We start from the raw sequence: 25,121 nt of genomic DNA, 5'->3' as shown, positions 1-25,121 counted from the left end.
AAGATGGCGAGAGTCTTCATCACCGGATCTTCTGAGGGCCTCGGCCTGATGGCTGGCCAGCTCCTTGTGGAGCAAGGCCATCAGGTGGTCCTTCACGCGCGCAATGCGCGGCGCGCCGATGTCGCTCGAAATGGGCTTTCCCAAGCGGAAGCGATCATCGAGGGCGACGTCGCGACGATCGCGGGCACGCGCGCGCTCGCTGAGAGCGCCAACGGGCTCGGCCGGTTCGACGCCGTGATCCACAATGTCGGGATCGGCTACCGGGAGCCGCGACGGATCGAGACGGAGGACGGCCTGCCGCACGTCTTCGCGATCAACGTGATGGCGCCCTATCTCCTGACTGCGCTGATGGAGCGTCCATCCCGTCTCGTCTATCTGAGTTCCGGCATGCACCACCATGCCAGCGCCGATTTGGACGATATGCTTTGGACGCAGCGTCGTTGGGATGGGTCCACGGCCTATGCGGAGAGCAAGTTGCTCGACGTCCTACTCGCCTTCGCGGTCGCTCGCCGGTGGCCGGACGTGGTGTCGAATGCGCTCGAACCGGGCTGGGTGCCGACCCGAATGGGTGGGCCGGGCGCGCCGGACGACATGGACAAGGCGCATCGGACGCAAGCGTGGCTCGCGGTCAGCGACGATGCTGCTGCGCGCGCCACCGGTGCATATTTCTATCATCAGCGCCACCGCGCCGCGAACCCCGAGGCCTTCGACGTCGCTCTTCAAGATCGCCTTCTGCGGAGATGCGGAGAGTTGTCAGGTGTCGATTTCCCGGCCTGACGCACGGGTTTCGCTGCGATCGCCTTGGGACAGCCCCACGGGTTGCGGTGGGTTGCTTCGGCGAGCCAATTATCAAGCTTTTTAAAGGGAAGCTTGGATGCGGCGTCACGTTCGATGGAGATTTCTCTCCTCCGTCGTAGAGCCGACTAAGATGGACGCTGACGGTACTTTATCCGGCTCTCGTGCATCATTCATCGACAGCGAAAACACAGTTCTAATGTCGATACTTGGCAATAGACGGCGATTAGTGGTTCGGTCGAAACATCCAAAATTCCTGAGCAAAATCGGTAGCGTCGTTTTCTGACGGGCTCGAAGACGGTACTAATTGCGCTGAAAAATAGTTTCATACGGAAAATAAGATGGTTGGCTTGGCCCCGAATAATCGAGTGGGAGTGACCGATACAACGGCGGCAATAGCGTAGTTTGCGCGGAATTCCGTCCGTCATCGCGCAATATCGTTGCGGTCCGAACCTCACTCCGATCAGCTCGCGTTCTCCGTCTCTGCTTCGCTGGTTCGATCTGCGCCCAGTTTCAGGATGATGTAAAGTCGCTTTCGAGGGCGGGAGTGCCCTAGCGTAGAATAGCGTGTGCAAAGACGGGCCTGCCTTGCGCCCACCGTCGCCATTCAGCGACACGATCATTCTCCCAAAGCCGCCGTACATCCGTGTTGAGCTGCCCACGACCATGAATGGCTGCGATCGGCCTTTATCTGATGATTCTGGTCTGCAGGCAGCCATCGCGGCAGCCTGGCATTACGCGACATTCCGATCTTCAGTCAGGCGCTAAGCTGTCGGCCAGAAGGCGACATCTAACCCAGCGATCGATGACCCTAACGACACGGATGGCGTGCGTCGGAGAGCGGCGGAAAATCGCTTCGAATGTGTCGAGCGGATAAATCGGGCCTCTGCCGAGCCGTGGCGATCACTGATATCTGCATTCGCCGGTTCCGGCAAATCCGGCCGGTCGGTCATCTCCTTAATTGGAAGCGATGCCGAGTAATCATTGCAACTTGACGCGGGCAATCGAAATAGTCTATTTATGCAAGTAACAATTTGAATGGTCGACTACGAGAGAACCCTAGTTTCATCGGCCAATGCCAAAGAGGTTACGTGTCGGAGGAAATTTACATCGAGCAGCGCGACGGCATCGCCCACGTCGTTCTGAACCGGCCCTCGCTTAAGAATGCCGTGACGCTCGCGATGTGGAGCGAAATGGCCGCGATCTTCTCGGGCCTGGCCGGCGAAGAGGAGGTCCGCGGCGTCGTCCTGAAGGGTGCGGGAAAGGACTTTTCCGTCGGCGCCGACATTTCCGAATTCGAGAGCATCCGCGACGACAGGCACCAAAGCGCCGCCTATGAAGTAGAGGTCGATGCCTGCTCGAGCGCGATCGCCGCGCTCGGCAAGCCAGTCGTGGCCGCGATCTCCGGCTACTGCCTTGGCGGAGGCTGCCACCTTGCTTTGGCGTGCGACTTTCGTTTCGGCGACCGCACCGCGACGGTCGGGATACCCGCAGCCAGGCTGTCGATCGTCTACGGCCTGCACAGCGTGCAACGGCTGCTCGCCCTCACGGGCGTTTCGAATGCGAAGCGTATCCTCTACTCGGCGGACCGCTATTCCGCCGAGCAAGCCATCTCGATGGGGCTGCTCGACGAATTGCACGAGAATCCCGGTCTCGCGGCCGAGCAATTCCTGCGGCGGCTTTCCGTCAACGCACCGCTGTCGATCGCCGGCGCGAAGCACATGCTGAACGGTCTTTCGATGGGCGTCGGCGGGCTCGATCGGGCCGCGGTACAGCGGCTGATCGACGAAGCCTCCGAGAGCGAAGACTTCAGGGAAGGCCGCCGCGCGTTCGCGGAGAAGCGGCCGCCGCAGTTCCGCGGCGCGTAGGTCCGGAAACGAGCAGCCCTGGAGGGCATCCGATGAAGCCTGCGCAGTTCGAATACGTTTCACCATCGACGATCGACGCCGCGATCGCGGCGCTGGTTGCGTCGAACGGCGAGGGCAAGGTGCTGGCCGGCGGTCAGAGCCTGCTGCCGCTGCTGAACTTCCGGATGGCTCGTCCCGCCGTGCTCGTCGATCTCAACGGCATCGAGGGATTGTCGTACATTGAAGACCGCGGTGACCGTATCGCTATCGGCGCGCTGGCCCGCCATCGTGAGCTGGAGCATTCGCCGCTGATCGCGTCCAAACTGCCGGTGATGTCGGCGGCGATGCGCCACGTCGCGCACCTGGCGATCCGCAATCGCGGCACCATCGGCGGCAGTCTGTCGCATGCCGATCCCGCCGCCGAGCTGCCGATGCTCGCGACCTTCTACGAGGCTGAAATCTCGGTGCAGGGGCCCTCGGGCCGCAGGACGATAGCGGCAGGAAACTTCTTCGTCGACGCCCTGACGAATTGTCTGGAGCCCGAGGAGATTGTGGTCGAGGTCGAGTTCCCGGTCCTGAAGCAGGATGGCTGGGCGTTCGAGGAAGTCGCGCGGCGCTTCGGCGACTTCGCGCTCGCGAGCATCGCCGTCTCGGTCCGCCGCGGACCGGCCAGCTTGGAGGCCGCGCGCGTCGCGGTGATGGGTGTGGCCGACACGCCGCGGCGGCTGAGGGAGGCTGAGGACGAGCTCGTTGCGATGGCGCTCGACGACACGACGCCGGATCGTTTCGCGGAGATTGTCGTCTCGCTGGTCGCCCCGAACGACGATCTGCATGCGTCGGCCGACTACCGCAAGCATCTGCTCGCGCAACTCGCCAGGCGCGCGTTGCGGACCGCGTTGGCCATGAAGGGCTGATCCGATGACGATGCACGTATCTGTGACCGTGAATGGCGAGACATACGACGTCTCTGATGTCGAACCGCGCATGCTGCTTTCCGACTTCCTGCGCGACCGGCTCGGACTGACCGGGACCCATGTCGGATGCGAGCATGGCGTGTGCGGCGCCTGTACGGTGCTGGTCAACGGCGACAGCGTGCGCGCCTGCCTGATGCTGGCGGTCCAGGCCAATGGCGCCGAGATCGTCACGGTCGAAGGACTCGGATCACCCGATGAGCTCAATGTGCTGCAGGCCGAATTCCGCGAGCATCACGGGCTGCAGTGCGGCTTCTGCACGCCCGGCATGCTGATGACCGGCGAAGATCTGCTCCGGAAATATCCCCTCGCGACCGATGACGACATCCGCGAGGGGCTCTCCGGGAATCTCTGCCGCTGCACCGGATATCAGAACATCGTCGCGGCGATCAGAAGCGCCGCGGCCAAGCGCACGGAGAAAGCGTCATGAAGCTCAATTTCCTCGCCGCCGGCCGCGTCCGCATGAAGAAGAGCATCTACGTGCCCGGCGCCGATCGCAGCGAAACCATCGACCTTCCCGTCAGCAGCGCCCTGATCCGGCACAAGCAGGGCAATGTGCTGTTCGACACCGGCTGTCATCCCGCGGCGGTCGACCATGCTGAGGAGCGTTGGGGACCGCTCGCCAAGGTCATGAAGCCGCTGATGAGCGCGGAGGAGACCTTGCTGCCGAGCCTGGCATGCACCGGGCTCGGGCCTGATGACATCGACATCGTCGTCAACTCGCACTTCCATCCCGATCATTGCGGCTGCAACCAGTTCTTCAGGAAGGCGACGATCCTGGCGCATGCGAAGGAGATCGAAGCCGCGAAGGCGCCGAACGCGGAAGCGGCCGGCTATCTCAGGAACGATTGGGACTACGGGCAACCGATCAAGGCGGTGCATGGAGAGAAGGATCTGTTCGGCGATTCCAGCGTCGTGCTGGTGCCACTGCCGGGCCACACGCCGGGGATCGTCGGCGCGCTCGTCAGCCTCGATCGCGACGGCCAGTTTCTGCTGGCGTCCGACTCGGTCAGCCTGCGGCTGCATCTCGACACCGACGCGCCGCCGCGCAACACCTGGAACGTCGACCTTCAGTTGAAGACCTATGCGGAGGTTCGCCGGATCGAGAACAGCGGCGCCACCGTAGTCTGCGGCCACGACGACGCGCAATGGCAAGGCCTGCGCAAGGGATCCGAGGGCTATGAGTAGCGACCGGCGCGCAAGTCCCTCCGATGTCGTGAGGCCGCGGAACGTCGGTGCGCCGATCAAGCGCACCGAGGACCCGCGTCTTCTGACCGGCAACGGAGAGTATACGGCCGACCGGAAACCGGACCGGCCGTTGCACCTCGCGTTCCTGCGCAGCGGTCAGCCTCACGCGCGGATCGTGCGGATCGACGCCGCCGCCGCGCGGCAGGCGCCGGGCGTGGTCGCCGTATTCACCGCGGAGGACATCGCCGACGACTTCAAGCCGGTCGTTCCATTCTCCCGGATGCCGAACTACTACGCGACGCCGATCCTGCCGCTGGCCTCCGGGAAGGTCCGCTACGTCGGCGAGGCCGTGGTCGCTGTCATCGCCACCTCGCGCTACCTTGCCGAGGACGCGCTCGACTTGATCGACGTCGACTATGAACCGCTCGGCGCGCTCGCCCGCGCCGAACTGGCGCTCGCCGATAACGCTCCGCTCCTGCACGAAGCGGCCGGCACCAATGTCCTGATCGCGCGCGAATTCCGGAAGGGCGACGTCACAGCCGATCTCGCGGCCGCGACGGTCAGGGTGGCCGGCCGCTTTGAAATGACGCGCAAGGCGCCGCTGGCGATGGAGCCGCGCAGCTACGCAGCGGAGTACGACAAGCGCCGTGATGCCATCACGCTCTACACTTCGTCGAACATTCCCGGCATCGTTCGCGACGCCGTCTCGGAATCGCTGGGTCTCTCGGGACACTGCATGCGGGTGGTCGCGCCTGACGTGGGCGGGAGTTTTGGTTCGAAGGGCTCGCTTTATCCGGAAGAGCTTCTGATCTGCATCGCCGCCCGAAAACTGCGACGGTCGGTCAAGTGGACGGCGGACCGGCTCGAGGACGTGAGCAGCAGCAGCCAGGCCTTCGCCGAGATCGTCGATGCGGAGATGGGGTTCGACGCCAACGGCATCGCGACATCGCTGCAGGCTGACGTGATCGGGGACGTCGGCGCCTACTCGATCTATCCCTGGACCTGTGGCCTGGAACCCGTGCAGGTCGTGAGCTTTCTGCCGGGGCCCTACAAGATCGGGTCCTACAGGGGCGCCGTGCGCGGCGTCGCGACCTGCAAGCCGCCGACCGGTCCCTATCGGGGTGTCGGCCGGCCGATCTCGACCTTCGTCGCCGAGCGTCTGATGGATCTCGGCGCGGCGGCGCTCGGGATCGATCCGCTGGAGATCAGGCGGCGCAATCTGGTCCGGGCCGAGGAGTTTCCGTACCGGATCGCGTCCGGCATCATCTGGGACAAGGCCGGCTTCATCGAGTGCCTGGATGCCGCCGCCGAAGCGGCCGGTTACGACCGGCTGCGCAAGGAGCAGGCCGAAGCGCGCAAGCAGGGGCGACTGTTCGGCATCGGCATTGCATCCTATGCCGAACTGACCGGCATCGGGTCCCGGATCGCGGTGGCGCCGGGCATGCCGATCAACACCGGCTCGGAAACGGCGAAGATCACGATCGACTCGACGGGCGCCATCACCGCGGCATTCGGTGTCGCATCCCACGGCCAGGGGCTTGAGACCACGCTGGCCCAGATCGTCGCCGACGATCTCGGCGCCCGGTTCGAGGATGTGCGCGTGATCCAGGGCGACAGCGACGAAGTCCCGATGTCGACCGGAACCTACGCTAGCCGCAGCGCCGTGCTCGGCGGAGGCGCGGCGAAGCACGCTTCGAAAATCCTGCGGGAGAAGATCAAGCGGGTCGCCTCGCATCTGCTCGAAGCCAACGCTGACGACATCGAGGTCACCGAGGGCAAGGCGGTCGTGCTCGGCACCGATCGCGCGGTGAGCTTCAAACAGATCGCCAAGGCGGTCTATTCCGACATGAAGACGCTGCCCGTCGAGGCGCGCGAGGAGCTGAGTGCGACTTATACCTACGATCCGGTCAACGGAACGACCGCGGCGGCCACCCACATCGCCGCCGTCGAGATCGATCCGGCGACATGCTTCGTGCGGATCCTGAAATTCGTCGTCGCCGAAGACTGCGGCCGGATCATCAACCCGATGATCGTCGACGGCCAGGTGCATGGCGGAGTGGCGCAAGGCATCGGCGCGGCGCTGTTCGAGGAACTGATCTACGACGAGGACGGCCAGCTGCTGACCGCGAGCCTTGTCGACTACATGATCCCATCCGCGCCCGAAGTGCCGGTCATGGACGTCGTCCATGTCGAGAGCGAATCCGCCGTTGCCGGCGGCTTCAGAGGCATGGGCGAGGGGGGAACGATCGGCGCGCCCGCTGCGATTGCCAACGCGATTGCCGACGCGCTGTCGCCACTTGGCATCGGCGTCTCGATCCTTCCGATGACGCCGGAGCGCATCTTCAGACTGATGGAACAAGCTCAAATCAAGAGGAAAGCTGATGAGTGACTTGAAAGGACGCGTCGCGCTGGTGACGGGCGGTGGACGAGACGTGGGTGCAGCCATCGCCACGATGCTCGCGGCACGTGGTGCAAACGTTGCGGTGAACTACCACAGCTCCAAGGCCGAGGCGGAAGCGGTGGTCTCCGAGATCGAGAAGGCCGGCGGCAGGGCGAAGGCCTATCAGGCCGACATTGCGGATGCGGATATCGTCAGGAAGATGGTCGCGGATATCAAGAGCGACTTCGGTGGCCTCGACGTTCTGGTCAACAATGCCGGCCTGGTGTTCCGCCAGCGCTTCAGCGAGAGCACGCCCGAGGACTGGAAAAAGCAGATCGACACCTGCCTCTACGGCGCGCTGAATTGCTCCCACAGCGCGGGCCCGCTGCTGGAGGCGTCGGGCCGCGGACGGATCATCTCGATCATGGGCGACTCCTCGAGGGTCGGCGAATCCGGGCTGGCGCTCGCGGCCGCCGCGCGCGCGGGAACGATCGCGCTGATGAAGTCGCTGGCGCGCGAATGGGGGCGTTCGGGCGTGACCGCCAACTCGATCTCGCTCGGCCTGATCGAAACCGCGCACGACAAGACCTGGGTCGATGCGAACCGCGACAAGCTGGTCAAGGCCTACGCGATCCGGCGGCTTGGCTTGCCGTCCGATGTCGCTCCGCTGGTCACGCTGCTCGCCTCCGATGCCGGAAGCTGGATCACCGGGCAGGTGATCAGCGTCAACGGCGGATACAGCATGGTCTAGGGGAGGCAGGCATGCTTCACGTCGATCTGATCGCACCCGTCTCGACGCTGCTCGAACGCCACGCGACTCAGCGTCCCGACAAGGTCGCGTATTGGGACTCGTCGCGATCGGTCACTTACGCGGAACTCGCCCGGCGAACCGCTTCGATCGCGGCCAACCTTACCAGGGCTGGTGTGCGGGACGGCGACAGGATTGCAATCTATCTGCCGAACGGCGTGGATTGGGTCGAAGCATGCTTTGCCGCGTTGCGCGCCGGCGCGGTCGTGGTTCCCATCAGCTATGACGCGGCAGAAGGCGAGATCAGCTATCGCCTGACCGACGCGGCTTGCGGATACGTCGTCACGACGGCCACGCGGAAGGATCTGGTCGACAAGGTCTGCCGTGATGCGGCGATCGCGCCGATCTCGATCTTCGCGGGTCCGGACCCAGAGAGGGCGGGTCTTTCGCTGGAGGCGCTCGCATCCACCAGTCCCGCATCGCCCTCCGATCCCGGCGACATCGACCGCTCGTCCTTCATCATCTACACGTCCGGAACGACCGGGCGGGCGAAGGGCGTGCTGCTCTCGCTGCGCGGCATGTTGTGGATCGCCGCCTCGTGCTGGGCGCCGATCGCGGAACTGAGCGAGAAGGACGTCGTGCTGTCGCCGTTGCCGCTGTTCCACTCCTACGGCCTCAATCTGTCCGTGCTCGGCGTGCTCGCCGTGGGCGCGAGCGAACGCATCATGGAGAAGTTTTCGCCGCAACAGGCGCTCGATCTGCTGCGGACGGGAACGTATTCGGTTCTTCCGGGCGTGCCGACGATGTTCCATTATCTCCTGCTCCGCGCGCGGGAGAGCGGCGTCGAACGCCTCGGTGGACTCCGTCTTTGCATCTCCGCCGGCGCAATCATGCCCGCGACCCTGAACAGGGCGTTCGAGGAGCGCTTTTCGATCCGGCTGCTCGACGGGTACGGCATTACCGAAACCTCGACCATGGTGACGATGAACTGGCTGCACGGCGCGAGGCCGATGGGTTCGTGCGGCTTGCCCGTGCCGGGTCTTGCCGTGCGCATCGTCGATCCGTCGTCGGCCGAGGACCTACCGATCGGCGAGGAAGGCGAGTTAATCGTCCGCGGCCCGAACCTGATGCAGGGCTACCACAACAAGCCGGCGGAGACGGCGTCGGCGCTGCGCAAGGGCTGGTATCACACCGGTGATCTCGCAAAGTCTGATCCGGCTGGTTACCTGACCATCACGGGAAGGATCAAGGAGTTGATCATCCGCGGCGGCCAGAACATCGCGCCCGCCGAGATCGAGGAGGTCGTGGTTCGGCATCCCCAGGTCAGGGATTGCGCCGTCGTCGGCTTGAAGCACGCGACGCTGGGAGAGGTGCCGTACCTGTTCGTCGTGGCAAAGGAGAACGGGTTGGACGTCGCTTCGCTGATGGACCACTGCCGGGCGCAACTGTCGGCCTACAAGATTCCCGAGGCGACCCATCTTGTCGGCGAAATTCCGCGGACCGGCTCGGGGAAGATCATGCGCTTCAAGCTGGTCGAAATGCTGAGCCAGGCGTCGTAGGTCGAGACCGCTCAGTCGACCGACCGCGGCGCCGAGGCACCGAACGATTTGGGATCGTACGCCAGTCGGTAGCGCATATCGGCGGCGACGATCGGCTTGTGGCAGCGATCGCAGTCCACCGAAGGCTCGAAGTCGTGTCCGCACTTGAGATGGGTCAGGATCAGCGGCGGCTTGCCCTTGGAGAGCCAGCGGTCGCCCCACCTCAGCATCGCGATGAACGGACCGTAGAGATCGCGTCCCATGTCGGTGAGAAGGTATTCGTAGCGATCCGGCGAGCGCTGATATTGCCGTCGCTGGAAGACGCCGCTGGCGACCAGGCGGTTGAGCCGGTCGGTGAGGATGTTCGGCGCGATCGCGAGCTCGTTCAAGATCTTGTCGTAGCGGCGATTGCCGAAGAAGCCCTCGCGGACGACCATGAAGCTCCATTTGTCGCCGATGATCTCGAGCGCACGCGACACCGAGCTCGGGCGGCCGCGGACGAATTGGCTTCCGTCGGAAGCCCGCCTGGTGTTGCGGCCCGGCTTGGCGGGGCAGCGTCCTGCACCGGGGCCGTCGCGATATTTCGCGTCGCGCGCGCCGACGCTCTCGCCGCAATGGGAGCAGGTGACGACGGGATGGCTGTCGCAACCGCATGTCGCATGGATCAGCGTCAGCGGAGGAGGCTTGCCCTTGGACAGCCAGCGGTCGCCGAATTGCATGAGCGCGATGAAGCTTGGATAGAGATCAAACCCCATTTTGGTCAGGCGGTATTCCTTGCGCAGGGATGATCCGGGCGCGACCTGACGGAAGATGGCGAGCTGGGTCAGCTTCCTCAGCCGATCGGTCAGCGTGGCACGCGGGATACCCAGCGCCGAGCGGAACGCTTCGAACGTCTGCGTCCCGAAGAATGCCTCGCGGATGATCAGGAACGCCCACGCGTCCGAAACGATATCCAGCGTGCGCGCGACGGAACAGTTGCGCTCGGTCCGGGCGACGACCTTCCGGGCCGCGTGCGCTGTGGCCCGCGGCTTCGCAGAGGGTTTCGTCGTCTGGATCTTGGCGGCGGCGGGCATTTCAAATCAGTCCATTTCACGCGGCCGCGTGACGGCGGCCTTCGAAGGTTGCGCACCTCTAGCACAACGGTGCCGTTGACTCGTTGAAAAAATAAGTCTAGTTACGCAAGTAACATTGGTCTAGTTATGCTAGTGATAAGACGCGAACGCGCAAGCGGAGCAACCCTGGGGAGAAGTGACATGAAGCTGAATATTCGAAGCGTCCTGGTCGCGACAGCAAGCGTCCTGGTCGCGACAGCGGCAATCCTGATGTTCGACAATGCGGCGGACGCGCAGGCCGCGCGCATCTCGGACGACGTTGTGAAGATCGGCGTGCTCACGGATATGTCGGGACAATTCTCCCACGAATCCGGCGAAGGCGCAGTGACGGCGGTCAAGATGGCCGTCGAGGATTTCGGCGGCAAGGTGCTCGGAAAGCCGATCGAGGTCGTCGTCGCCGATCACCAGAACAAGCCCGATACCGCCTCGGCGCTGGCGCGAAAATGGTTCGACGTGGACCGCGTCGACATGATCGCCAACCTCATCAATTCCTCGATTGCGCTCACCGTGTCCGGTCTCGCGAAGGAGAAGAGCCGGATCGCCATCATCAACGGCTCCGGGTCGTCGCGTCTGACGGGAGATGCATGTACGCCCAACAGCATTCATTATGCCTACGACACCTATGCGCTCGCGCGCGGGACCGGCGCCGCGCTGGCCAAGGCAGGCAAGAAGTCGTGGTACTTTCTGACGGCAGACTACGCGTTCGGGCACGCGCTCGAAGCCGACACCTCGGCGGTCGTTAAGGCGTTGGGCGGCGAGGTCGTCGGGGCGACCCGCTATCCGCCTGACGCGTTCGACCAGTCCTCGTTCCTGCTGCAAGCGCAGTCCTCGAAAGCGCAGGTCGTGGGGCTGGCCGGCTCCGGCAACGTGCTGGTGAACTCGATCAAATCGGCGCACGAATTTGGCATTCCGGATGGCGGCCAAACTCTCGCCGGGCTGCTGGTCTGGATCACCGACGTCAAGAGCCTGGGGCTCTCGGCCGCGCAAGGGCTGGTTCTCACCAATGCGTTCTACTGGGACCGTGATGATGAAACCCGAGCCTGGTCCAAACGCTTCTACGAACGCACGAAGCGGATGCCGCACATGGGCGACGCCGGCGACTATTCGTCGACCATGCACTACCTCAAGGCGATCGAAGCCGCCGGCACCGACGAGGCCCAGGCGGTGATGAGCAAGATGCGCGAGCTTCCGATCAACGATTTCTTCGCCAAGGGCGGACGGATCCGCGAGGACGGTCGCATGGTGCACGACATGTACGTCTACGAGGTCAAAAAGCCGTCCGAATCGAAGGCCGATTGGGATTTCTACAAGCTTCGCGAAGTGATCCCCGGCGACCAGGCATTTCGTCCGCTCAAGGACAGCGCCTGCCCGCTGGTCAAGAAGGGTTGACGCAGGTCGACGACACAGGGCCCGGATGCGGTCGCATCGCGGGCCCGCACCAATGGAGGCATCGAGATGGATCAGGACGTCTTAACAGCCGGCTCAACGCCGTCGCGGAATCCGATCCGGTCCGGCGCTGAGTACATCGAAAGTCTGAGGGGCCGGAAGCTCAAGGTCTATCTGATGGGCGAATTGGTCGCAGAACCGGTCGAGCACCCCATTATCAGGCCGTCGATCAACGCGGTTGCGGAGACCTACGATCTCGCCAATGCGGACCCCGAACTTGCGTCCGCCATCTCGCCGCTCACGGGCGGGCGCGTGAACCGCTTCCTTCACATATCCGGCAGTGTCCGCGACCTCGTCATGCAGAACAAGATGCAGCGGCGGCTCGGGCAATTGACCGGCACCTGCTTCCAGCGCTGCGTCGGCATGGACGCGCTCAACGCGTTGCATTCGGTGACACACGATCTGGACTGGAAGTACGAGACCGATTACCACGCCCGGTTCGAGCGGTTCCTCGCGCGCGTGCAGAGCGCCAACCTGGTCATCGGCGGCGCGATGACCGACGTGAAGGGCGATCGCGGCAGGTCGCCGTCGCAGCAGGCCGATCCGGATCTCTTCCTTCACGTCGTGCGCCGCACGTCCGAAGGCGTCTACGTCAGCGGCGCAAAGGCGCATCAGACCGGCTGCCTGAATTCGCATTGGCTGATCGTGATGCCGACCATGAGGCTGGAGCCGGCCGACAGGGACTACGCCGTCGTCGGCGCGATCCCCGTTGACGCCGAGGGCATCACCTACATCTACGGCCGTCAATCCTGCGACACCCGCAGCGCCGAAGGCGGCGACATCGACGCCGGCAACGCGCGCTTTTCCGGCCAGGAGGCGATGATCGTGTTCGACAACGTGTTCATTCCGCGTGAGCTCATCTTCCTCGACGGCGAGTTCGAATTCGCCGCCACGCTGGTCGAACGCTTCACCTGCTATCATCGCCGCAGCTATGTCTGCAAGAGCGGCGTCGGCGACGTCCTGATCGGCGCCGCGGCGACGATTGCGGACTACAACGGCGTCGAGCGCGCCTCGCATGTCCGTGACAAACTGGTCGAGATGACCCATCTCAACGAGACGATCTACGGCGCCGGCATCGCCGCGAGCCATCAGGGCGTCGCGATGAAATCCGGAGCGTACCTGCCGGACGAGATGCTCGCGAACGTCTGCAAGCATCACGTGACGAAAATCCCCTATGAGATCGGGCGGCTGGCGCAGGATCTCGCCGGTGGATCGATGGTGACGCTGCCGTCGGAGCGGGAGCTGCGGCACGACACTATCGGTCCGATCGTCGAGAAATACCTCAAGGGACGGCCGGAGATCGCGACCGAGGACAGGATCCGCATCCTGCGCCTGGTGGAGAACATGACCCTCGGCCGCAATGCCGTCGGCTATCTGACGGAATCCATGCACGGTGCCGGATCCCCGCAGGCGCAGCGCATCCAGATCGCCCGATCCATGCAGCTCGATTTCAAGAAGGAACTTGCGAAGTCGCTGGCCGGCGTGGCCTCCGCGTCGCGCGCCGAGATCGTGGATGACCTGTCGACCTACATGGCGCGGGTATTCGCGCCCGTCGCGGAATGACCCGCTGCCGCCGTTACATCCCAGCTTCCAGGCGTCATCGTTGAAGGAGACGCCGGAGCCCAAACCTTGGAGACTTCGATGGCGATGACGATGATGGGCGAGATCGAGCTTGCAGCGCCGCGCGAAGTGGTCTGGGCGAAGCTGAATGATCCGTCCGTTCTGAAAGTCTGCATCCCGGGTTGCGAGGAGCTGGAGCCGACCGAAGACGGCGGCTTTCGCGCCGTCGCGAGGATGAAGGTCGGGCCGGTCTCCGCCCGCTTCAAGGGCAGGGTTGCCTTGAGCGATCTCGATCCGCCGAACGGCTACAGGATATCGGGCGAAGGCGAAGGCGGCGTTGCAGGTTTCGCGAAGGGGGGTGCCACGGTCGCGCTGGCCGACAAGGACGGCGGCACGCTCCTGAGCTACAGCGTCCAAGCCCAGATCGGCGGCAAGCTGGCGCAGCTCGGCCAGCGCCTGATCAACGGAACGGCCAAGAAGCTTGCCGACGAGTTCTTCGCCAATTTCGCGCGCGCGCTTTAGCGAGGCTAGGTTAGCGGCAGCTTGAATGCGCAATGTGCATCACGCGGGCTAGTATTGGTCGGCGTATACGGCGTGTCGGCGGGCCCCGGTCGAGGGAGACCGATGGCGATTGACGGTATCGGGCGAAAAAGAGGCGCGCGACGTTAACGGTTGCTCTTAAGCACACGCGCTCACTTTATCGCTTGACTGCGATAGCTGGCGAAATAAGCCAGCTCTCAGAGCCACGCAAATTTTACTGTGAATTCAAGATCGAAAAGTGGGGACGGATGTAGCGCCGGGGTTTGTCCGTCAGTTTTTGAGAAATTGTGCTTGGGACTCAACGTGGTACAGAAGTCATAGATAATTGAGTGGGAGTAGGGCGGCCGGCTGCCATCGCCTTGTTTAGCGTAGTTTGGTCGAGTCGTTCTTCGCTTCCGCCGCACTGAGAATTCGAAGTAGCGAGCTTGGCTTATCCCAGCAGAGGTCCGACATCCATTGCGACTTCACTGATGGACTATTACAGCGCGCTCGATCGTACAGAAGGGTCGGGTGCCTGAAGCCTGGTTAAGAGCACCGACAAGTTTTGGCGCAAGACCGTCACGGCCAACTAAAGCGGTCTTGTGGCGCATGTTGCTGGTCTGATTGCAAGGGCAGGAGGCCGGGAAGCATTTTCGAGTAGTATTAGTTGTTCGAAATGGCAAAATCGAGATTCGTGGGTTTGACTCTCACTCTCTCCGCCATTTGCAGGATTTCTGCGCCCAACTACGATTTTCTCCGATAGTTCGCTGACCGATCATGCCTCGATCGTGGCGGCATGTTGCCGGCGACGAGGCGCGATCGCGCTAACGATATGAAGCCCTGGTCGGGCTTCATCACAAGGCTGGTGATCTCCAAAAAAAAATGCCGGCGGCGGACATCCGTATGCCCGATCAGAACGGAATGCGAGAACGCGGCCGTCCTCGTACATGAGGGCATAGACGCTCGCATGAGCATCGACGCAGAGAGAATCCAGAAATCAACGATCACTTGATCGTTGGCGGCAGCGCCGAGGGCAGTACTGATGGCGCGAACGCTCCGACGAGCCTTTGTCAGGAAACGACGTGCGGCTGTCCTGATCCAGAGCATGCTGCTTCTTGTCCAAAACAGGCCATATTGCGAAATAGGGGTCAGAGCCATCCAGAGGTCGAGCCAGCTTCCGACTTTCAGGCGACGGTCGATGCTCACGATCAATCCCGCTGGCGCGCCGAAGAATGTGTAGTCTCCGGGAAGTCATGGACAGGACACGCAGGGCGACTGCGACCGTGTTCTTCGCCCCTCCTTGGCCAGCAGAAGCCGGCCGGTCCGCTGAACTATGGCTCGAGAAGGGTGGTCAATTCAGCTCCCTCATCAGCGACAAAGACGGCTATCAGTTCGGCCGGTTCGGTGTTGCTCGCGTTGACGGAGACGAGATGTGTCGCGCCGGGCGGTTCGAAGAACGATTGCCCTACCTCGAATGTCTCCAGCGGGCCACCGCTCAGCTGTGAGCGGACCTGACCTTTGACGATGTAGGCGGTCACCGAGCCGCCGTGGCGGTGCGGCGGCGTGAAGCCGCCTGGCCCGTAGCTGACGCGCACCACCGTGACGCGCTTGCCCGGTACGTTCGGCAGAGCGTGCGAGGAAATCACCGCGACCTTGTTGAGCGACGCGCCTGACGAAGGCATCTCGGCGTACAACGGACCCGGGAATGCTGTTGTCGAGCTCATCGCAGCGCAAGGGTCTTGGCGATTCCGAGCGCGCAGGCGAAGCCGGTGACGACAGCCAACGACAGCGGGGGCCAGTCGCGCTCCGCGAACGGCGCCAGGGCTGCGATTGCAATCCGCATGGGTTTCTCCTCTTTCAGGTCGCGACGTTTGGCTTGAACACGGACAGCGGCGCGGGATCGCGGCTCGGCGGCGGCGGGACCTTGCCGTCGACATCGGTGAAGCCGTATTCGGCCGCCAACTCCGAGGCGAGCAGGATCTGGCCGCTTTTGGCCATCACGCCGGGATCGGCGGCGAGCGCGGCGACCGCGCGCCCGGCGAACACCGGCGTCTCGCCGCGCTCGGCAATCAGTTTGGCGAGCGTCGGCGGCACGCGGTCGGGCTGCGCCGCAAGCTTCTCGCTCTTGATGTAGCCGGGCCAGATCGAGACCGCGGCAATGCCGAACGGCTTCAGCTCATGCGCCATGTCGCGCGCCATCCGGTCAACGCCCGATTTCTGCACCCCGAACGGAACGTTGAACGTGTAGCGCACGCCGCCGCCCGAGGACGTATTGATGATCAGGCCGCGCTGCTGCGGCAGCATCAGCGGCACGGCGAACTGGCTGGCGACGAAATGCGAGCGCAGGCCGACGCGATGCATGGTGTCCCATAGCGAGGCCGGCACCTGCCAGAACGGGACGTTGACCGGCATCCCGTTCGGCGCCGCAAACACGTTGTTGACGAGTACGTCGAGCCGGCCGTGGTCGCGCCGGACGAGGTCGAACACTTCGCGCACTGCTGCATCGTCCGAGTGATCGCACTGGACGCCGATGCCGCGGCCGCCGGCTGCGTCGATCGCGGCGATGGTCTCGTCGAGCGAACCCGGCCATTCCGATCCCCCGCTGTTCCGTGTGCGCGCCGTGACGATCACGGTAGCGCCGGCTTCGGCGAGGCCGATGGCCACGCCCTTGCCGACCCCGCGGCTCCCTCCCGTCACCAGCGCAATGCAGTCCCCAAGCCGTCCCTTGGTCATGCGATTCCCCGATATGGCTTTCCTGGAAGATAACTTGACAATAATCTTCCTAGGAAGATATTAGGCCGAGAACGCCGGAGGCGTCAACCAGGGAGGTTCGCGATGGTCACGAGGGAAGAGAACGAATTGCTGTGCCGCGTCACGGGCAACGCGCCGATGGGACGGATGCTGCGCCAGCATTACTGGCTGCCGGCAGTGCTCTCGGTGCGCGTGCGCAAGGGCGAGGCGCCGGTGCGGGTCAAGCTGTTCGGCCGCAACTTCGTGGCGTTCAGGAGCAAGGATGGCACCGTTGGCTTCCTCGACGAGGCCTGTCCACATCGCGGAGCCTCGCTTGCGCTTGCGCGCGTCGATGACTGCTCGCTGACCTGTCTGTTCCACGGCTGGAAGATCAGCGCCAGTGGCGAGGTGCTCGACGTTCCAAATGAACCGAACAACCCGAAGGAATTCGCCAAGACCGTCAAGGCGAAATCCTATCCAGTGCGGGAAGGCGCCGGGCTGATCTGGGTGTGGCTCGGGGAGGGCAAGGCGCCACCCGCGCCTGACTTCGAGTGGATGGATTTGCCCCCGGATCAGGTCTACGCGGCCGGCATCGAGCTCAATGCGAACTGGCTGCAGGGCGTCGAGGCGACCATCGATTCCTCGCATGTCGCGCTGCTGCACCAGAGCTGGACCGCGACCTCATCGAGCGACTTCGGCGCAACGCGCGTCAACACTGAGGTGGGCTACGAATTCGAGAAGAAGCCTTATGGCTTCCGTGCGGCGGCGCTGCGCACCGCGCCCGACGGCTCGCGTCTCGCTCGCGTCACCGAGTTCGTGATGCCGTATTACGGCCTGATCGCGCCGATCTATTCCGGACAACAGCAGGATCGCACCGCGATCATCGCGGTGCCGATCGACGACGAGAACCTGATCCAGTGGTACATCTACTACAATCCGGAGAAGCCGGTGGATTCCTGGCGCAAGGTGCAGCGTGCCAACCAGTGGCCGATGGCCGGCGGCCTGCCGGGTGATCGATCGACCAATTGGGGCCAGAACCGGCAGATCATGGATGCTGGCAACAGCACCGGCTTCCACGAGATCGTCATCGAGGATTTCGTTGTCATGGTCAGCATGGGCCCGATAGTCGACCGTTCGCAGGAATATCTCTGCTCGGCCGACCAGGCGATCGTCAGGGTGCGTCGCCAGCTGCTCGATGAGGTGCGCGGCTTCATGGCGGGAAAGCCGCCGAAGAGCGGCCAGAGCGAGACCATGTCCTACAAGGACATCCGCGCCGTCGGCGGCCGGCTCGCCTCCGCCTCCGAGGATTGGCGGCAGATTCCCCGTTGACCGAATCGGAAGCAAAGGGCGCGGACTGCATGTCCGCGTCGATGTTCCAGCTCTGATCGAGGAGACGTCCCATGATCTGGCACCGCCTGTGCGCCGTCGCGAAACTGTCGGAGGGAGAGCCGTTGGGCTTCAAGGTGAGCGACCGGCGCATCGCGCTCTACAAGGTCGGCGACGATGTCTTCGCAACGGATGACGTCTGCTCGCACGCATTTGCGCTGCTGTCGACGGGGTTTCTCGAAGGCCATGTGATCGAATGCCCGCTACACGGGGCGATGTTCGATGTCCGTAACGGAAAATGCCGATCCAGCGCCTACAAGGATATCAAGGCGTTCAGGGTCGAGATCCGTGACGGCGAGGTTTATGTCGAGCTTGACGGCAATGCTGCCCTGCAAGCCGCCGGTGACGGCGGCGTGGACGTCAAGCCATGAGCGGCCTTGTCGTCGTCGGTGCATCTTACGCCGGCATCGAGGCGGCGTTCACCGCGCGCGAGGCCGGCTATGCCGAACCGGTGATCGTGATCGCCGACGAGACGTTGCTGCCTTATCAACGACCGCCGCTTTCGAAGGAATTCTTGCTTGATCAGGTCAACGCCGAGAGCCTCATTCTGCGCGACGAGGCTGTTTTCGCGAGCAGGCGGATTGAACTGCTGCTGGGTCACCGTGTTGTCGCGATTGACCGCCATGCAGAAAGAGTCGTGCTGGCCGACGGCGCCGTACTGGACTTCGACAGACTGGTCATCGCTACTGGCTCGCGCGCGCGGCGGATAGCGGTCCGCGGGGCCGAACTCGACGGGGTCTGCTATCTCCGATCAGTCGGAGATGCCGCCGATCTCAAGGCGCGGCTCGGCCGGGCGAGCGAAATCGTGATCGTCGGCGGCGGCTTCATTGGGCTCGAGGTGGCTTCCTCGGCGGCCAGGCTCGGCAAACGGGTCACGGTGATCGAGGCCGCCTCCCGGCTGCTCGAGCGGGCGGTGTCTCCAGTGGTGTCATGCTTCCTGCTCGACATCCATACCCGGGCGGGCGTCGCGGTGAAGCTCGGCACGTCTGTTTCGGCATTGGTCGGCGATGGGGGACGAGTGGTGGCGGTCGAACTGGACGGCGGCACCCGCCTCGGCACGGACCTGGTCGTCGTCGGCATCGGCGGCATCCCGAACCATGAGCTCGCAGCCGCTGCCGGGCTCGGATGCGCCAACGGCATTGTGGTGGATCAGCACGGTCGAACCGCACGCGAGAGCATCTACGCCGCTGGCGATTGCACCACGCACTTCAACCGGTTTGCCGAGGACTGGATCAGGCTGGAGTCGGTTCAGCACGCGCAGGACCAGGGACGCACGGTCGGGCTTGCGATCGCGGAAAGCCATGAGCCATACAACAGCGTGCCGCGGTTCTGGTCGGATCAGCACGATCTCAAGCTTCAGATCGTCGGTCATGGCGCGCGCAGGGACCGCGTCGTGATCCGCGGCTCGATCGAAGCTGGCCGCTTCTCCGTATTCAATTACCGGCAGGGCAGGCTGGTCGCCGTCGACAGCATCAACAATCCCGGGGATCAGATGTTGGCGCGGCGCCTGATAGCCGCGGGCATTTCGCCGACGCCGAGCCAGGCCGAGGACAGTTCATGCGATCTTAGATCGCTGCTGAAGGCGGGTGCCAGGGCCGTCGCGTAGCAGGTGCCGCAGCTAGTCCGCCGCCGTAAGCCGGCCGGACTTCTTCGGCGTCTTCACCGTCTTCACCGCCAGCAGCTTGCGCAGGCAGCGGTCGAGCATCGCGATCTCCGCGTTGGTCAGCCCGCTTGCCTCGATCGTGCGCGCGACGACCCTTGCCACCTCGGCGATGCCACAGTCGGCGGTCGCGAGACCCTTTGCGGTGAGGCGGACCAACTCGGAGCGGCCGTCGTCACTGGCGGAGACGCGCAGCACGAAGCCGCCTTCCTGCAGCCGTGCTACCCGCTTGGTCATCGCGCCCGATGTGACGAGCAGGGCCCGGAACAGGTCCGTGGGACGCAGCTCGTACGGCTTGCCCGAGCGTCGCAGCGCCAGCAGCACATAGAGCTCGCCGGTCTGCAGCCCGACCGCCTTCGATATTTCCTGCAGGCGCATTTCGTGGAGCTGGTTGACGCGCTCCAGCCGCAGCAAGGTGCAGGCGGCGGCGAGGTCGAGGTCGGGCCGTTGCTCCAGCCACGCGGCCTCGATATCGTCGTAAAGGGAGCTGTCAGGCGATGGCGGCTGCTTGATCGCGGGTTCGGTGCGGCGTGACACGCTGCTCTTCTTCATTCCCTTCCAGTCCCGTTTCGCCGCGCGCCAGGTGCGCGGGCATCATGCGTCGCAGCAATCTAGCACCGCCAAATTCAGGTGTCGCCTCGCAAGTTCCTGGTATCGCTCTAGCCCTGTGCATGGCCGCGTCCAGCGGCCAATTGCCGCCGCGTTGCACGGTTGACAAATATCTTCCTAGGAAGAATATTCTAGGTAAGAAAAATGGAGCGAGGAGCGCATGCACGGACTTTGCGCGACATTGGTGTTGGCGGCTGCACTGGCTGCCTGCGGTTCGGCCAAGGCGGCGGGCACTGAATTGGTTCTCGGGCAGACCATGCCGTATAGCGGGCCGGCGTCGGCCCTGAGCGCCGTCGGCAAGGTGCAGACCCGCTATTTCCAGATGATCAACGATCGTGGCGGCATCAATGGCCACAAGGTCAAGCTGATCTCCCTCGATGATGGCTACAGTCCGCCGAAGGCGGTGGAGCAGACGCGCAGGCTGATCGAGAATGACGAGGCGGTTGCGATCTTCGGCAGCATGGGAACGGCGCAGAACGCCGCGGTACAGAAATATCTCAACGCCAAGAAGATCCCTCAGCTGTTCGTGTTCGCGGCCAGCGAGCGCTTTGCCGATCCGAAGACCAGCCCCTATACGATCTCGGGGATGACGCTGTTCAGCACTGAGGCCGCGATCTACGCGCGGTTGGTGGCAGAGCACACGCCCGGTGCCCGCGTCGCCGTGTTGTACCAGAACGACGACTACGGCCGCGAATATCTTCGCAGCTTCAAGGCCGAACTGACCCGGCTCGATCCCAAGGCCGAGATTCTCGCGACGTCGCCTTACGAAGTCACATCGCCCACCGTGGATTCGCAGGTTGTGGCGCTGGCGAGCACCAACGCCAACGTCTTCCTCAATGCGTCGACCGGCAAATTTACCTCGCAGGCGATCCGCAAAGCGGGCGAGCTCGGCTGGCGCGCGCAGCAGTTCCTGCCGATCGGCAGCAACTTCGTACCGACGATCCTCAAGCCGGCCGGGCTCGACAACGCCAAGGGAGCGATCTCTGCGACGCCGACCAAATCGGTCGGCGATCCCGAATGGGCCAACGATCCCGCCTATCTGGAGTGGCTGGCTTTCATGAGGAAGTATTACCCAGAGGGCGATATCGAGGATCAGCTCAACTTCACCGGATGGAACGTCGCTGTTCTCATGACCAAGGTCATCGAGGCCTGCGGTAACGATCTGTCCCGGCAGAACATCATGAAGCAGGCCACTGCACTGAAGAACGTGGCGCTACCGGGCCTGATCCCGGGCATCACCGTCAACACCAGCCCGGATGATTATCGCCTGATCACGTCGCTGCGCCCGCAGCGTTTCGACGGCGAGCGCTGGGTTCCGATATCCGGTACCATGGCCGCGCAATGAGGACCGCCGATGGTGTGGCGAGGCGGAGGCGGCCGCTTGCGGCCGTGCCTGAGCTCTCCGGTGGCGCGCCGGAGCATCTCGTGAAGCCATTTCGTGCCAAGGTTCGTCCTCGACGCGTTCGCGCCAAATCAGCCGAACTTTTGGCCAGTCATTGGCCATCGCGAACGCGGTCCTCTTTCTCGCCTGCAATCCATTCTCGACCGGTTCGATTGTTGTCGTTGATGGGGGCGCAACGATCGCGTCGCGAACGCCCCTGAACCGGTGGACCGCTTCGACAGGCAGGGTATTATCGAGAAAAGAAGGATGTTCGTCTATTGAACACAACGATCGGGAGGTTGGAATGGTCTGCAGGTCGGTGGCGCTCGCGATGCTCGGTGCGGGAATTCTATTCGCGGGCGCAGCGCCCGCTGCTGCCCAGCAGGGAGATGTCAACTCGCCCGATCTCGTCCTCGTCAGCGGGAAAGTTCTGACTCTCGACGAACGATCCAGCGTGACCGAGGCGATCGCCGTTCGGGACGGAAAAATTCTCGCGACCGGTAGCAGCGCAGCCATCCGGGCGCTCGCCGGTGCGCGCACGCAAGTGCTCGACGTGTCCGGCAAGACCGTGATTCCCGGCCTGATCGATACTCACGCTCATTTCAAGGCGGCCGGTCTCGCCGATTATGTCGTCAACATGAGCCGCGCGAAGACGGTCGCCGAAGCGCTCGAGGCGATCAAGACGTTCGTGGCCAAGAAGAAGCCGGGCGACTGGATTGTGGGCGGCGCGTGGCACCCGCCGTCGCAACTCGCCGAGAAACGGTATCTAACGAGGCAGGAGATCGACCGCGTCGCCCCCGACAATCCGGTCTATCTGCGGACCGTCGGTCATTTCTCCATGGCGAACACGATGGCCCTGCACAAGGCAGGGGTCGACAAGACCACCGCGAACCCGAGCGGCGGTTCCTTCGAGCGCGACGCCGCCGGTGAACTGACCGGCGTCCTCGTCGAGACGGCGATCGACCAAGTCGAGAAGGCTGTTCCGCCTTGGACCGAAGACGACGAAATCAGGCAGTTCACGCTCGCGGAGCGGGCACTGAACAGTTTCGGGATCACGAGCGCGGTCGAAGGCGCCACGGAAGCGCGCGACGTCCGCACACTGCAGAAGATCGCCGCGTCCGGACAAGCGACGTTGCGGACGGGATTGATGTTCAGACCCGAGCCGCCCGCCGAGCTAACCGCTTGGGAGGCGATCATGGCGGGCAACGGAGCTTCGTCAGGCTTCGGCGACGACTGGGTCAAGTTCGCCGGCATCAAGATCTTCTACGATGGCGGCATGACCCTGAAGACGGCGCTAATGCGCGATGTCTATCCGGACTCGCACGATAACTACCATGGCATCGCCCAGCAAACGCCCGAACGGCTCGTGCAACTCGTCTCGATCTGCAATCGCTACGGTTGGCGTGTAGGCGTGCACGTCGTCGGCGATCTCGGCATCGATCAGGTGCTCGATGCTTTCGAAGCTGCCGACAAGGAAAGGCCCATCCGGGACCGTCGTTTCGTTCTCATTCACGCGAGTCTGATCAGGCCCGAGCAGATGGAGCGCGCTCACAGGCTGGGGGTCAGGGTCGATTTCCAGAACGTCTTCATGTGGGATAAGGCCGCGACCGTCGAGCGCTTCCTGGGACGGCCGACCGCCGATCGCGCCGTGCCGACCAAGACCTTGATCGAAAAAATGGGGCTGGACAGCCTCGGCGCCGGAACTGACTTTCCCGTCAACCCAATCAACCCGTTCCTCAACATGTACATCATGGTGACGCGGAAAGATCCCAATGGGAGCGTGTACGGCGCCGCGGAAGCTATCAGTCGCGAACAGGCGCTCCGTCTCTACACGTCGGCAGCTTCGCGCTACACGTTCGACGAGGCGCGCAAGGGCACGATCCAGCCGGGCAAGCTTGCCGACCTCACGGTCCTTTCCGCGGACTACATGGCCATTCCGGAAGAGCAAATCAAAGATATCAAGGCGGACATCACACTCGTCGGAGGCAAAGTTGTCTTTCAACGCTGACTCAGTGAGGAGACTGACGCCAAAGCGCGCAATGTTGACGTCGCAAGCCTCCGCCCGCGCCAGGCGCTTGGCCGGAGCGCGGCAGTGCGAGAGCGGACGTTGACGCCGATCGATTTAGATTTGTATTGTGGATTTTCAAGGCTTCATTATTCGTGACATCAATGCTGGCGCGTCATGAACCTTAGATCTGTCGATCTCAATCTTCTGGTCGCTCTTAACGCTCTTCTCATAGACCTTCATGTAACCCGTGCTGCCGACAGGATTGGCCTTAGTCAACCCGCAATGAGCAATGCGCTCTCCAGGCTGCGTCACATTTTCAAGGACGAGCTCCTGGTCCGGACGGCCAACGGCATGCAGGCCACGCCGCGTGCGATCGAACTGGCGGAGCCGGTGAAGCGGCTTCTGCGGCAGGTGGAGCGCCTTCTGGATAGCGAATCCGCTTTCGATCCGACCACCACCACACGAAGTTTTTCCGTGAGGTTGTCCGATCTTCTCAGCCGTCTTCTTCTTCCCGCCGTCGGCAAAACGTTGGAAACGACTGCCCCCTTCGCGCAGCTCGACGTCGTGCACTATTCGCCGACGCAAACGGTTGAGGCCTTGGAGAAGGACGAAATCGACCTTGCGATCTCGATGGGTCTTGCCCATTCGAATTCGATCAAGTCGGTCGTCCTGATGAAGGATCGGATGGTGTGCGTGATGCGCGAAGGTCACCCTTTGGCGCAGCGGCCGCTTACGATGGAAACGTTTCTCCAGGCGGCGCATCTCAAGGTTTCGATGTCGCCGACAGACCTCCGCTTCGTCGATGACGTGCTCGCCCGGCAAGGGCTGGCCCGCCGGGTCGCGGTCAACGTTCCCCATTGGCTGCTGGTCCCGCACGTGCTGCGGGATTCCGATCTGTTGTCGGTCATGCCGCGACGTTTGGCCTTCGCGATGGTCGCAGAAGATCTTGCGATCAGAGACCTACCGTTCGCGTCCAATCCCTTCGAATGGTCGATGTATTGGCACCGAAGGCACGATGCAAGTCAGGACCTGAACTGGTTGCGTTCAATCTTCGTCGATGCCACGCGAAGCCTTCCCCATAGTGACTAAGAGAGGGCCGCTCGCCGACCATCTTGCGATAATCCCGAGCAACAGCAGGATTATTAGTCTGCCAAATAATGGAATAGCGGATTCCGATTAGACGTCGCCATCCCGATGGCCATCCTGCTCCCAAACAATTTCGGTCAATGTCAGTCGACCCTTG

General features: G+C 63.3%; 21 protein-coding genes and 1 pseudogene. 17 read left to right on the top strand and 5 right to left on the bottom strand.

Translation table 11 applies throughout. The annotated features are described in order from the left end of the window. Nucleotides 1-3: 3 nt before the first annotated feature. The 8 genes from J6500_RS05275 to J6500_RS05240 all read left to right on the top strand — a co-directional run bounded on the left by J6500_RS05275 (nucleotide 4) and on the right by J6500_RS05240 (nucleotide 9,488). Nucleotides 4-777 carry an SDR family NAD(P)-dependent oxidoreductase gene (locus tag J6500_RS05275; protein WP_225711613.1) on the top strand — a complete coding sequence of 258 codons (774 nt, stop codon included), beginning with the start codon at nucleotides 4-6 and terminating at the stop codon, nucleotides 775-777. 1,109 nt (nucleotides 778-1,886) lie between these two features. Beyond that, nucleotides 1,887-2,663, top strand: coding sequence for an enoyl-CoA hydratase-related protein (locus J6500_RS05270; protein WP_225711612.1), 777 nt, complete (start codon nucleotides 1,887-1,889; stop codon nucleotides 2,661-2,663). Nucleotides 2,664-2,695: 32 nt separating this feature from the next. Then, on the top strand, nucleotides 2,696-3,556 hold the full coding sequence (locus J6500_RS05265) for an FAD binding domain-containing protein (protein WP_225711611.1): 861 nt from the start codon (nucleotides 2,696-2,698) through the stop codon (nucleotides 3,554-3,556). A 10-nt stretch (nucleotides 3,557-3,566) separates the two neighbouring features. Next, on the top strand, nucleotides 3,567-4,043 hold the full coding sequence (locus J6500_RS05260) for a (2Fe-2S)-binding protein (protein ID WP_446479907.1): 477 nt from the start codon (nucleotides 3,567-3,569) through the stop codon (nucleotides 4,041-4,043). Further along, nucleotides 4,040-4,801 (top strand): N-acyl homoserine lactonase family protein, encoded by a 762-nt coding sequence (locus J6500_RS05255; protein WP_225711609.1) that lies wholly within the window; start codon nucleotides 4,040-4,042, stop codon nucleotides 4,799-4,801. The genes J6500_RS05260 and J6500_RS05255 overlap by 4 nt, the downstream gene beginning before the upstream one ends. Further along, nucleotides 4,794-7,190 carry a xanthine dehydrogenase family protein molybdopterin-binding subunit gene (locus J6500_RS05250; protein WP_225711608.1) on the top strand — a complete coding sequence of 799 codons (2,397 nt, stop codon included), beginning with the start codon at nucleotides 4,794-4,796 and terminating at the stop codon, nucleotides 7,188-7,190. Before J6500_RS05255 ends, J6500_RS05250 begins: the two co-directional genes overlap by 8 nt. Further along, nucleotides 7,183-7,932: an SDR family NAD(P)-dependent oxidoreductase gene (locus J6500_RS05245; RefSeq protein ID WP_225711607.1), complete on the top strand. Its 750-nt coding sequence runs from the start codon at nucleotides 7,183-7,185 to the stop codon at nucleotides 7,930-7,932. The genes J6500_RS05250 and J6500_RS05245 overlap by 8 nt, the downstream gene beginning before the upstream one ends. Before the next feature lie 11 nt (nucleotides 7,933-7,943). Beyond that, nucleotides 7,944-9,488, top strand: a complete 1,545-nt coding sequence (locus tag J6500_RS05240; protein ID WP_225711606.1) for a class I adenylate-forming enzyme family protein — start codon at nucleotides 7,944-7,946, stop codon at nucleotides 9,486-9,488. 11 nt (nucleotides 9,489-9,499) lie between these two features. Here the strand turns inward: J6500_RS05240 and J6500_RS05235 are convergent, their stop codons facing one another. Further along, nucleotides 9,500-10,540 (bottom strand): winged helix-turn-helix transcriptional regulator, encoded by a 1,041-nt coding sequence (locus J6500_RS05235; protein WP_225711605.1) that lies wholly within the window; start codon nucleotides 10,538-10,540, stop codon nucleotides 9,500-9,502. Between the two features lie 249 nt (nucleotides 10,541-10,789). On the opposite strand from J6500_RS05235, the gene J6500_RS05230 reads away from it, so the two are divergent. From J6500_RS05230 to J6500_RS05220, 3 genes are all read left to right on the top strand, one after another. Further along, a complete protein-coding gene (locus J6500_RS05230; protein WP_225711785.1) occupies nucleotides 10,790-11,968 on the top strand; it encodes an ABC transporter substrate-binding protein in 1,179 nt (392 codons plus the stop codon). Between the two features lie 66 nt (nucleotides 11,969-12,034). Then, on the top strand, nucleotides 12,035-13,588 hold the full coding sequence (locus J6500_RS05225) for a 4-hydroxyphenylacetate 3-hydroxylase family protein (RefSeq protein ID WP_225711604.1): 1,554 nt from the start codon (nucleotides 12,035-12,037) through the stop codon (nucleotides 13,586-13,588). A 78-nt stretch (nucleotides 13,589-13,666) separates the two neighbouring features. After that, the gene (locus tag J6500_RS05220; protein WP_225711603.1) at nucleotides 13,667-14,107 is read left to right on the top strand and encodes an SRPBCC family protein; all 441 of its coding nucleotides are present in this window, start codon (nucleotides 13,667-13,669) and stop codon (nucleotides 14,105-14,107) included. A 741-nt stretch (nucleotides 14,108-14,848) separates the two neighbouring features. On the opposite strand, the gene J6500_RS05215 is transcribed toward J6500_RS05220, so the two are convergent. The 3 genes and pseudogenes from J6500_RS05215 to J6500_RS05205 form a co-directional block, all read right to left on the bottom strand. After that, entirely contained in the window at nucleotides 14,849-15,310 is a 462-nt protein-coding gene (locus tag J6500_RS05215; RefSeq protein WP_225711602.1) for a hypothetical protein, read from the bottom strand. A gap of 125 nt (nucleotides 15,311-15,435) precedes the next feature. Further along, nucleotides 15,436-15,947 (bottom strand): annotated as a pseudogene (locus tag J6500_RS05210) (cupin domain-containing protein). Nucleotides 15,948-15,961: 14 nt separating this feature from the next. Then, nucleotides 15,962-16,837 (bottom strand): SDR family NAD(P)-dependent oxidoreductase, encoded by an 876-nt coding sequence (locus J6500_RS05205; RefSeq protein WP_225711601.1) that lies wholly within the window; start codon nucleotides 16,835-16,837, stop codon nucleotides 15,962-15,964. A gap of 102 nt (nucleotides 16,838-16,939) precedes the next feature. Between J6500_RS05205 and J6500_RS05200 the strand changes: the two genes are divergently transcribed. The 3 genes from J6500_RS05200 to J6500_RS05190 all read left to right on the top strand — a co-directional run bounded on the left by J6500_RS05200 (nucleotide 16,940) and on the right by J6500_RS05190 (nucleotide 19,826). Continuing rightward, complete coding sequence (locus J6500_RS05200) at nucleotides 16,940-18,163, top strand: Rieske 2Fe-2S domain-containing protein (protein WP_225711600.1); 1,224 nt, start codon at nucleotides 16,940-16,942, stop codon at nucleotides 18,161-18,163. Between the two features lie 71 nt (nucleotides 18,164-18,234). Further along, nucleotides 18,235-18,591, top strand: coding sequence for a non-heme iron oxygenase ferredoxin subunit (locus J6500_RS05195; RefSeq protein WP_225711599.1), 357 nt, complete (start codon nucleotides 18,235-18,237; stop codon nucleotides 18,589-18,591). Continuing rightward, nucleotides 18,588-19,826: an NAD(P)/FAD-dependent oxidoreductase gene (locus tag J6500_RS05190; protein WP_225711598.1), complete on the top strand. Its 1,239-nt coding sequence runs from the start codon at nucleotides 18,588-18,590 to the stop codon at nucleotides 19,824-19,826. The genes J6500_RS05195 and J6500_RS05190 overlap by 4 nt, the downstream gene beginning before the upstream one ends. A 12-nt stretch (nucleotides 19,827-19,838) precedes the next feature. Here the strand turns inward: J6500_RS05190 and J6500_RS05185 are convergent, their stop codons facing one another. After that, nucleotides 19,839-20,432: a MarR family winged helix-turn-helix transcriptional regulator gene (locus J6500_RS05185; RefSeq protein WP_225711597.1), complete on the bottom strand. Its 594-nt coding sequence runs from the start codon at nucleotides 20,430-20,432 to the stop codon at nucleotides 19,839-19,841. 217 nt (nucleotides 20,433-20,649) lie between these two features. Here J6500_RS05185 and J6500_RS05180 point away from each other — a divergent pair, with 217 nt between their 5' ends. The 3 genes from J6500_RS05180 (at nucleotide 20,650) to J6500_RS05170 (ending at nucleotide 24,967) form a co-directional block, all read left to right on the top strand. Further along, nucleotides 20,650-21,834 (top strand): ABC transporter substrate-binding protein, encoded by a 1,185-nt coding sequence (locus J6500_RS05180; protein ID WP_225711596.1) that lies wholly within the window; start codon nucleotides 20,650-20,652, stop codon nucleotides 21,832-21,834. Nucleotides 21,835-22,174: 340 nt separating this feature from the next. Continuing rightward, nucleotides 22,175-23,878, top strand: coding sequence for an amidohydrolase (locus J6500_RS05175; RefSeq protein ID WP_225711595.1), 1,704 nt, complete (start codon nucleotides 22,175-22,177; stop codon nucleotides 23,876-23,878). 174 nt (nucleotides 23,879-24,052) lie between these two features. Further along, nucleotides 24,053-24,967 (top strand): LysR family transcriptional regulator, encoded by a 915-nt coding sequence (locus J6500_RS05170; protein WP_225711594.1) that lies wholly within the window; start codon nucleotides 24,053-24,055, stop codon nucleotides 24,965-24,967. The last annotated feature ends 154 nt before the right edge of the window (nucleotides 24,968-25,121 follow it).

Origin of the sequence: Bradyrhizobium semiaridum, assembly GCF_020329505.1 — a bacterium.
GTDB lineage: Bacteria > Pseudomonadota > Alphaproteobacteria > Rhizobiales > Xanthobacteraceae > Bradyrhizobium > Bradyrhizobium semiaridum.
The sequence above is the reverse complement of the archived record's forward strand: the minus strand, read 5'-3'. Positions and strand labels throughout refer to the sequence as shown.

Bases quoted from the DNA above. Each gene is read 5' to 3' on its own strand.
- J6500_RS05235 (WP_225711605.1), bottom strand. From the start codon at position 10,540: ATGCCCGCCGCCGCCAAGATCCAGACGACGAAACCCTCTGCGAAGCCG.
- J6500_RS05225 (WP_225711604.1), top strand. From the start codon at position 12,035: ATGGATCAGGACGTCTTAACAGCCGGCTCAACGCCGTCGCGGAATCCG.
- J6500_RS05185 (WP_225711597.1), bottom strand. From the start codon at position 20,432: ATGAAGAAGAGCAGCGTGTCACGCCGCACCGAACCCGCGATCAAGCAG.
- J6500_RS05180 (WP_225711596.1), top strand. From the start codon at position 20,650: ATGCACGGACTTTGCGCGACATTGGTGTTGGCGGCTGCACTGGCTGCC.
- J6500_RS05245 (WP_225711607.1), top strand. From the start codon at position 7,183: ATGAGTGACTTGAAAGGACGCGTCGCGCTGGTGACGGGCGGTGGACGA.
- J6500_RS05175 (WP_225711595.1), top strand. From the start codon at position 22,175: ATGGTCTGCAGGTCGGTGGCGCTCGCGATGCTCGGTGCGGGAATTCTA.
- J6500_RS05240 (WP_225711606.1), top strand. From the start codon at position 7,944: ATGCTTCACGTCGATCTGATCGCACCCGTCTCGACGCTGCTCGAACGC.
- J6500_RS05195 (WP_225711599.1), top strand. From the start codon at position 18,235: ATGATCTGGCACCGCCTGTGCGCCGTCGCGAAACTGTCGGAGGGAGAG.
- J6500_RS05170 (WP_225711594.1), top strand. From the start codon at position 24,053: ATGAACCTTAGATCTGTCGATCTCAATCTTCTGGTCGCTCTTAACGCT.
- J6500_RS05200 (WP_225711600.1), top strand. From the start codon at position 16,940: ATGGTCACGAGGGAAGAGAACGAATTGCTGTGCCGCGTCACGGGCAAC.
- J6500_RS05190 (WP_225711598.1), top strand. From the start codon at position 18,588: ATGAGCGGCCTTGTCGTCGTCGGTGCATCTTACGCCGGCATCGAGGCG.
- J6500_RS05250 (WP_225711608.1), top strand. From the start codon at position 4,794: ATGAGTAGCGACCGGCGCGCAAGTCCCTCCGATGTCGTGAGGCCGCGG.
- J6500_RS05230 (WP_225711785.1), top strand. From the start codon at position 10,790: ATGTTCGACAATGCGGCGGACGCGCAGGCCGCGCGCATCTCGGACGAC.
- J6500_RS05205 (WP_225711601.1), bottom strand. From the start codon at position 16,837: ATGACCAAGGGACGGCTTGGGGACTGCATTGCGCTGGTGACGGGAGGG.
- J6500_RS05265 (WP_225711611.1), top strand. From the start codon at position 2,696: ATGAAGCCTGCGCAGTTCGAATACGTTTCACCATCGACGATCGACGCC.
- J6500_RS05255 (WP_225711609.1), top strand. From the start codon at position 4,040: ATGAAGCTCAATTTCCTCGCCGCCGGCCGCGTCCGCATGAAGAAGAGC.
- J6500_RS05275 (WP_225711613.1), top strand. From the start codon at position 4: ATGGCGAGAGTCTTCATCACCGGATCTTCTGAGGGCCTCGGCCTGATG.
- J6500_RS05220 (WP_225711603.1), top strand. From the start codon at position 13,667: ATGGCGATGACGATGATGGGCGAGATCGAGCTTGCAGCGCCGCGCGAA.
- J6500_RS05260 (WP_446479907.1), top strand. From the start codon at position 3,567: ATGCACGTATCTGTGACCGTGAATGGCGAGACATACGACGTCTCTGAT.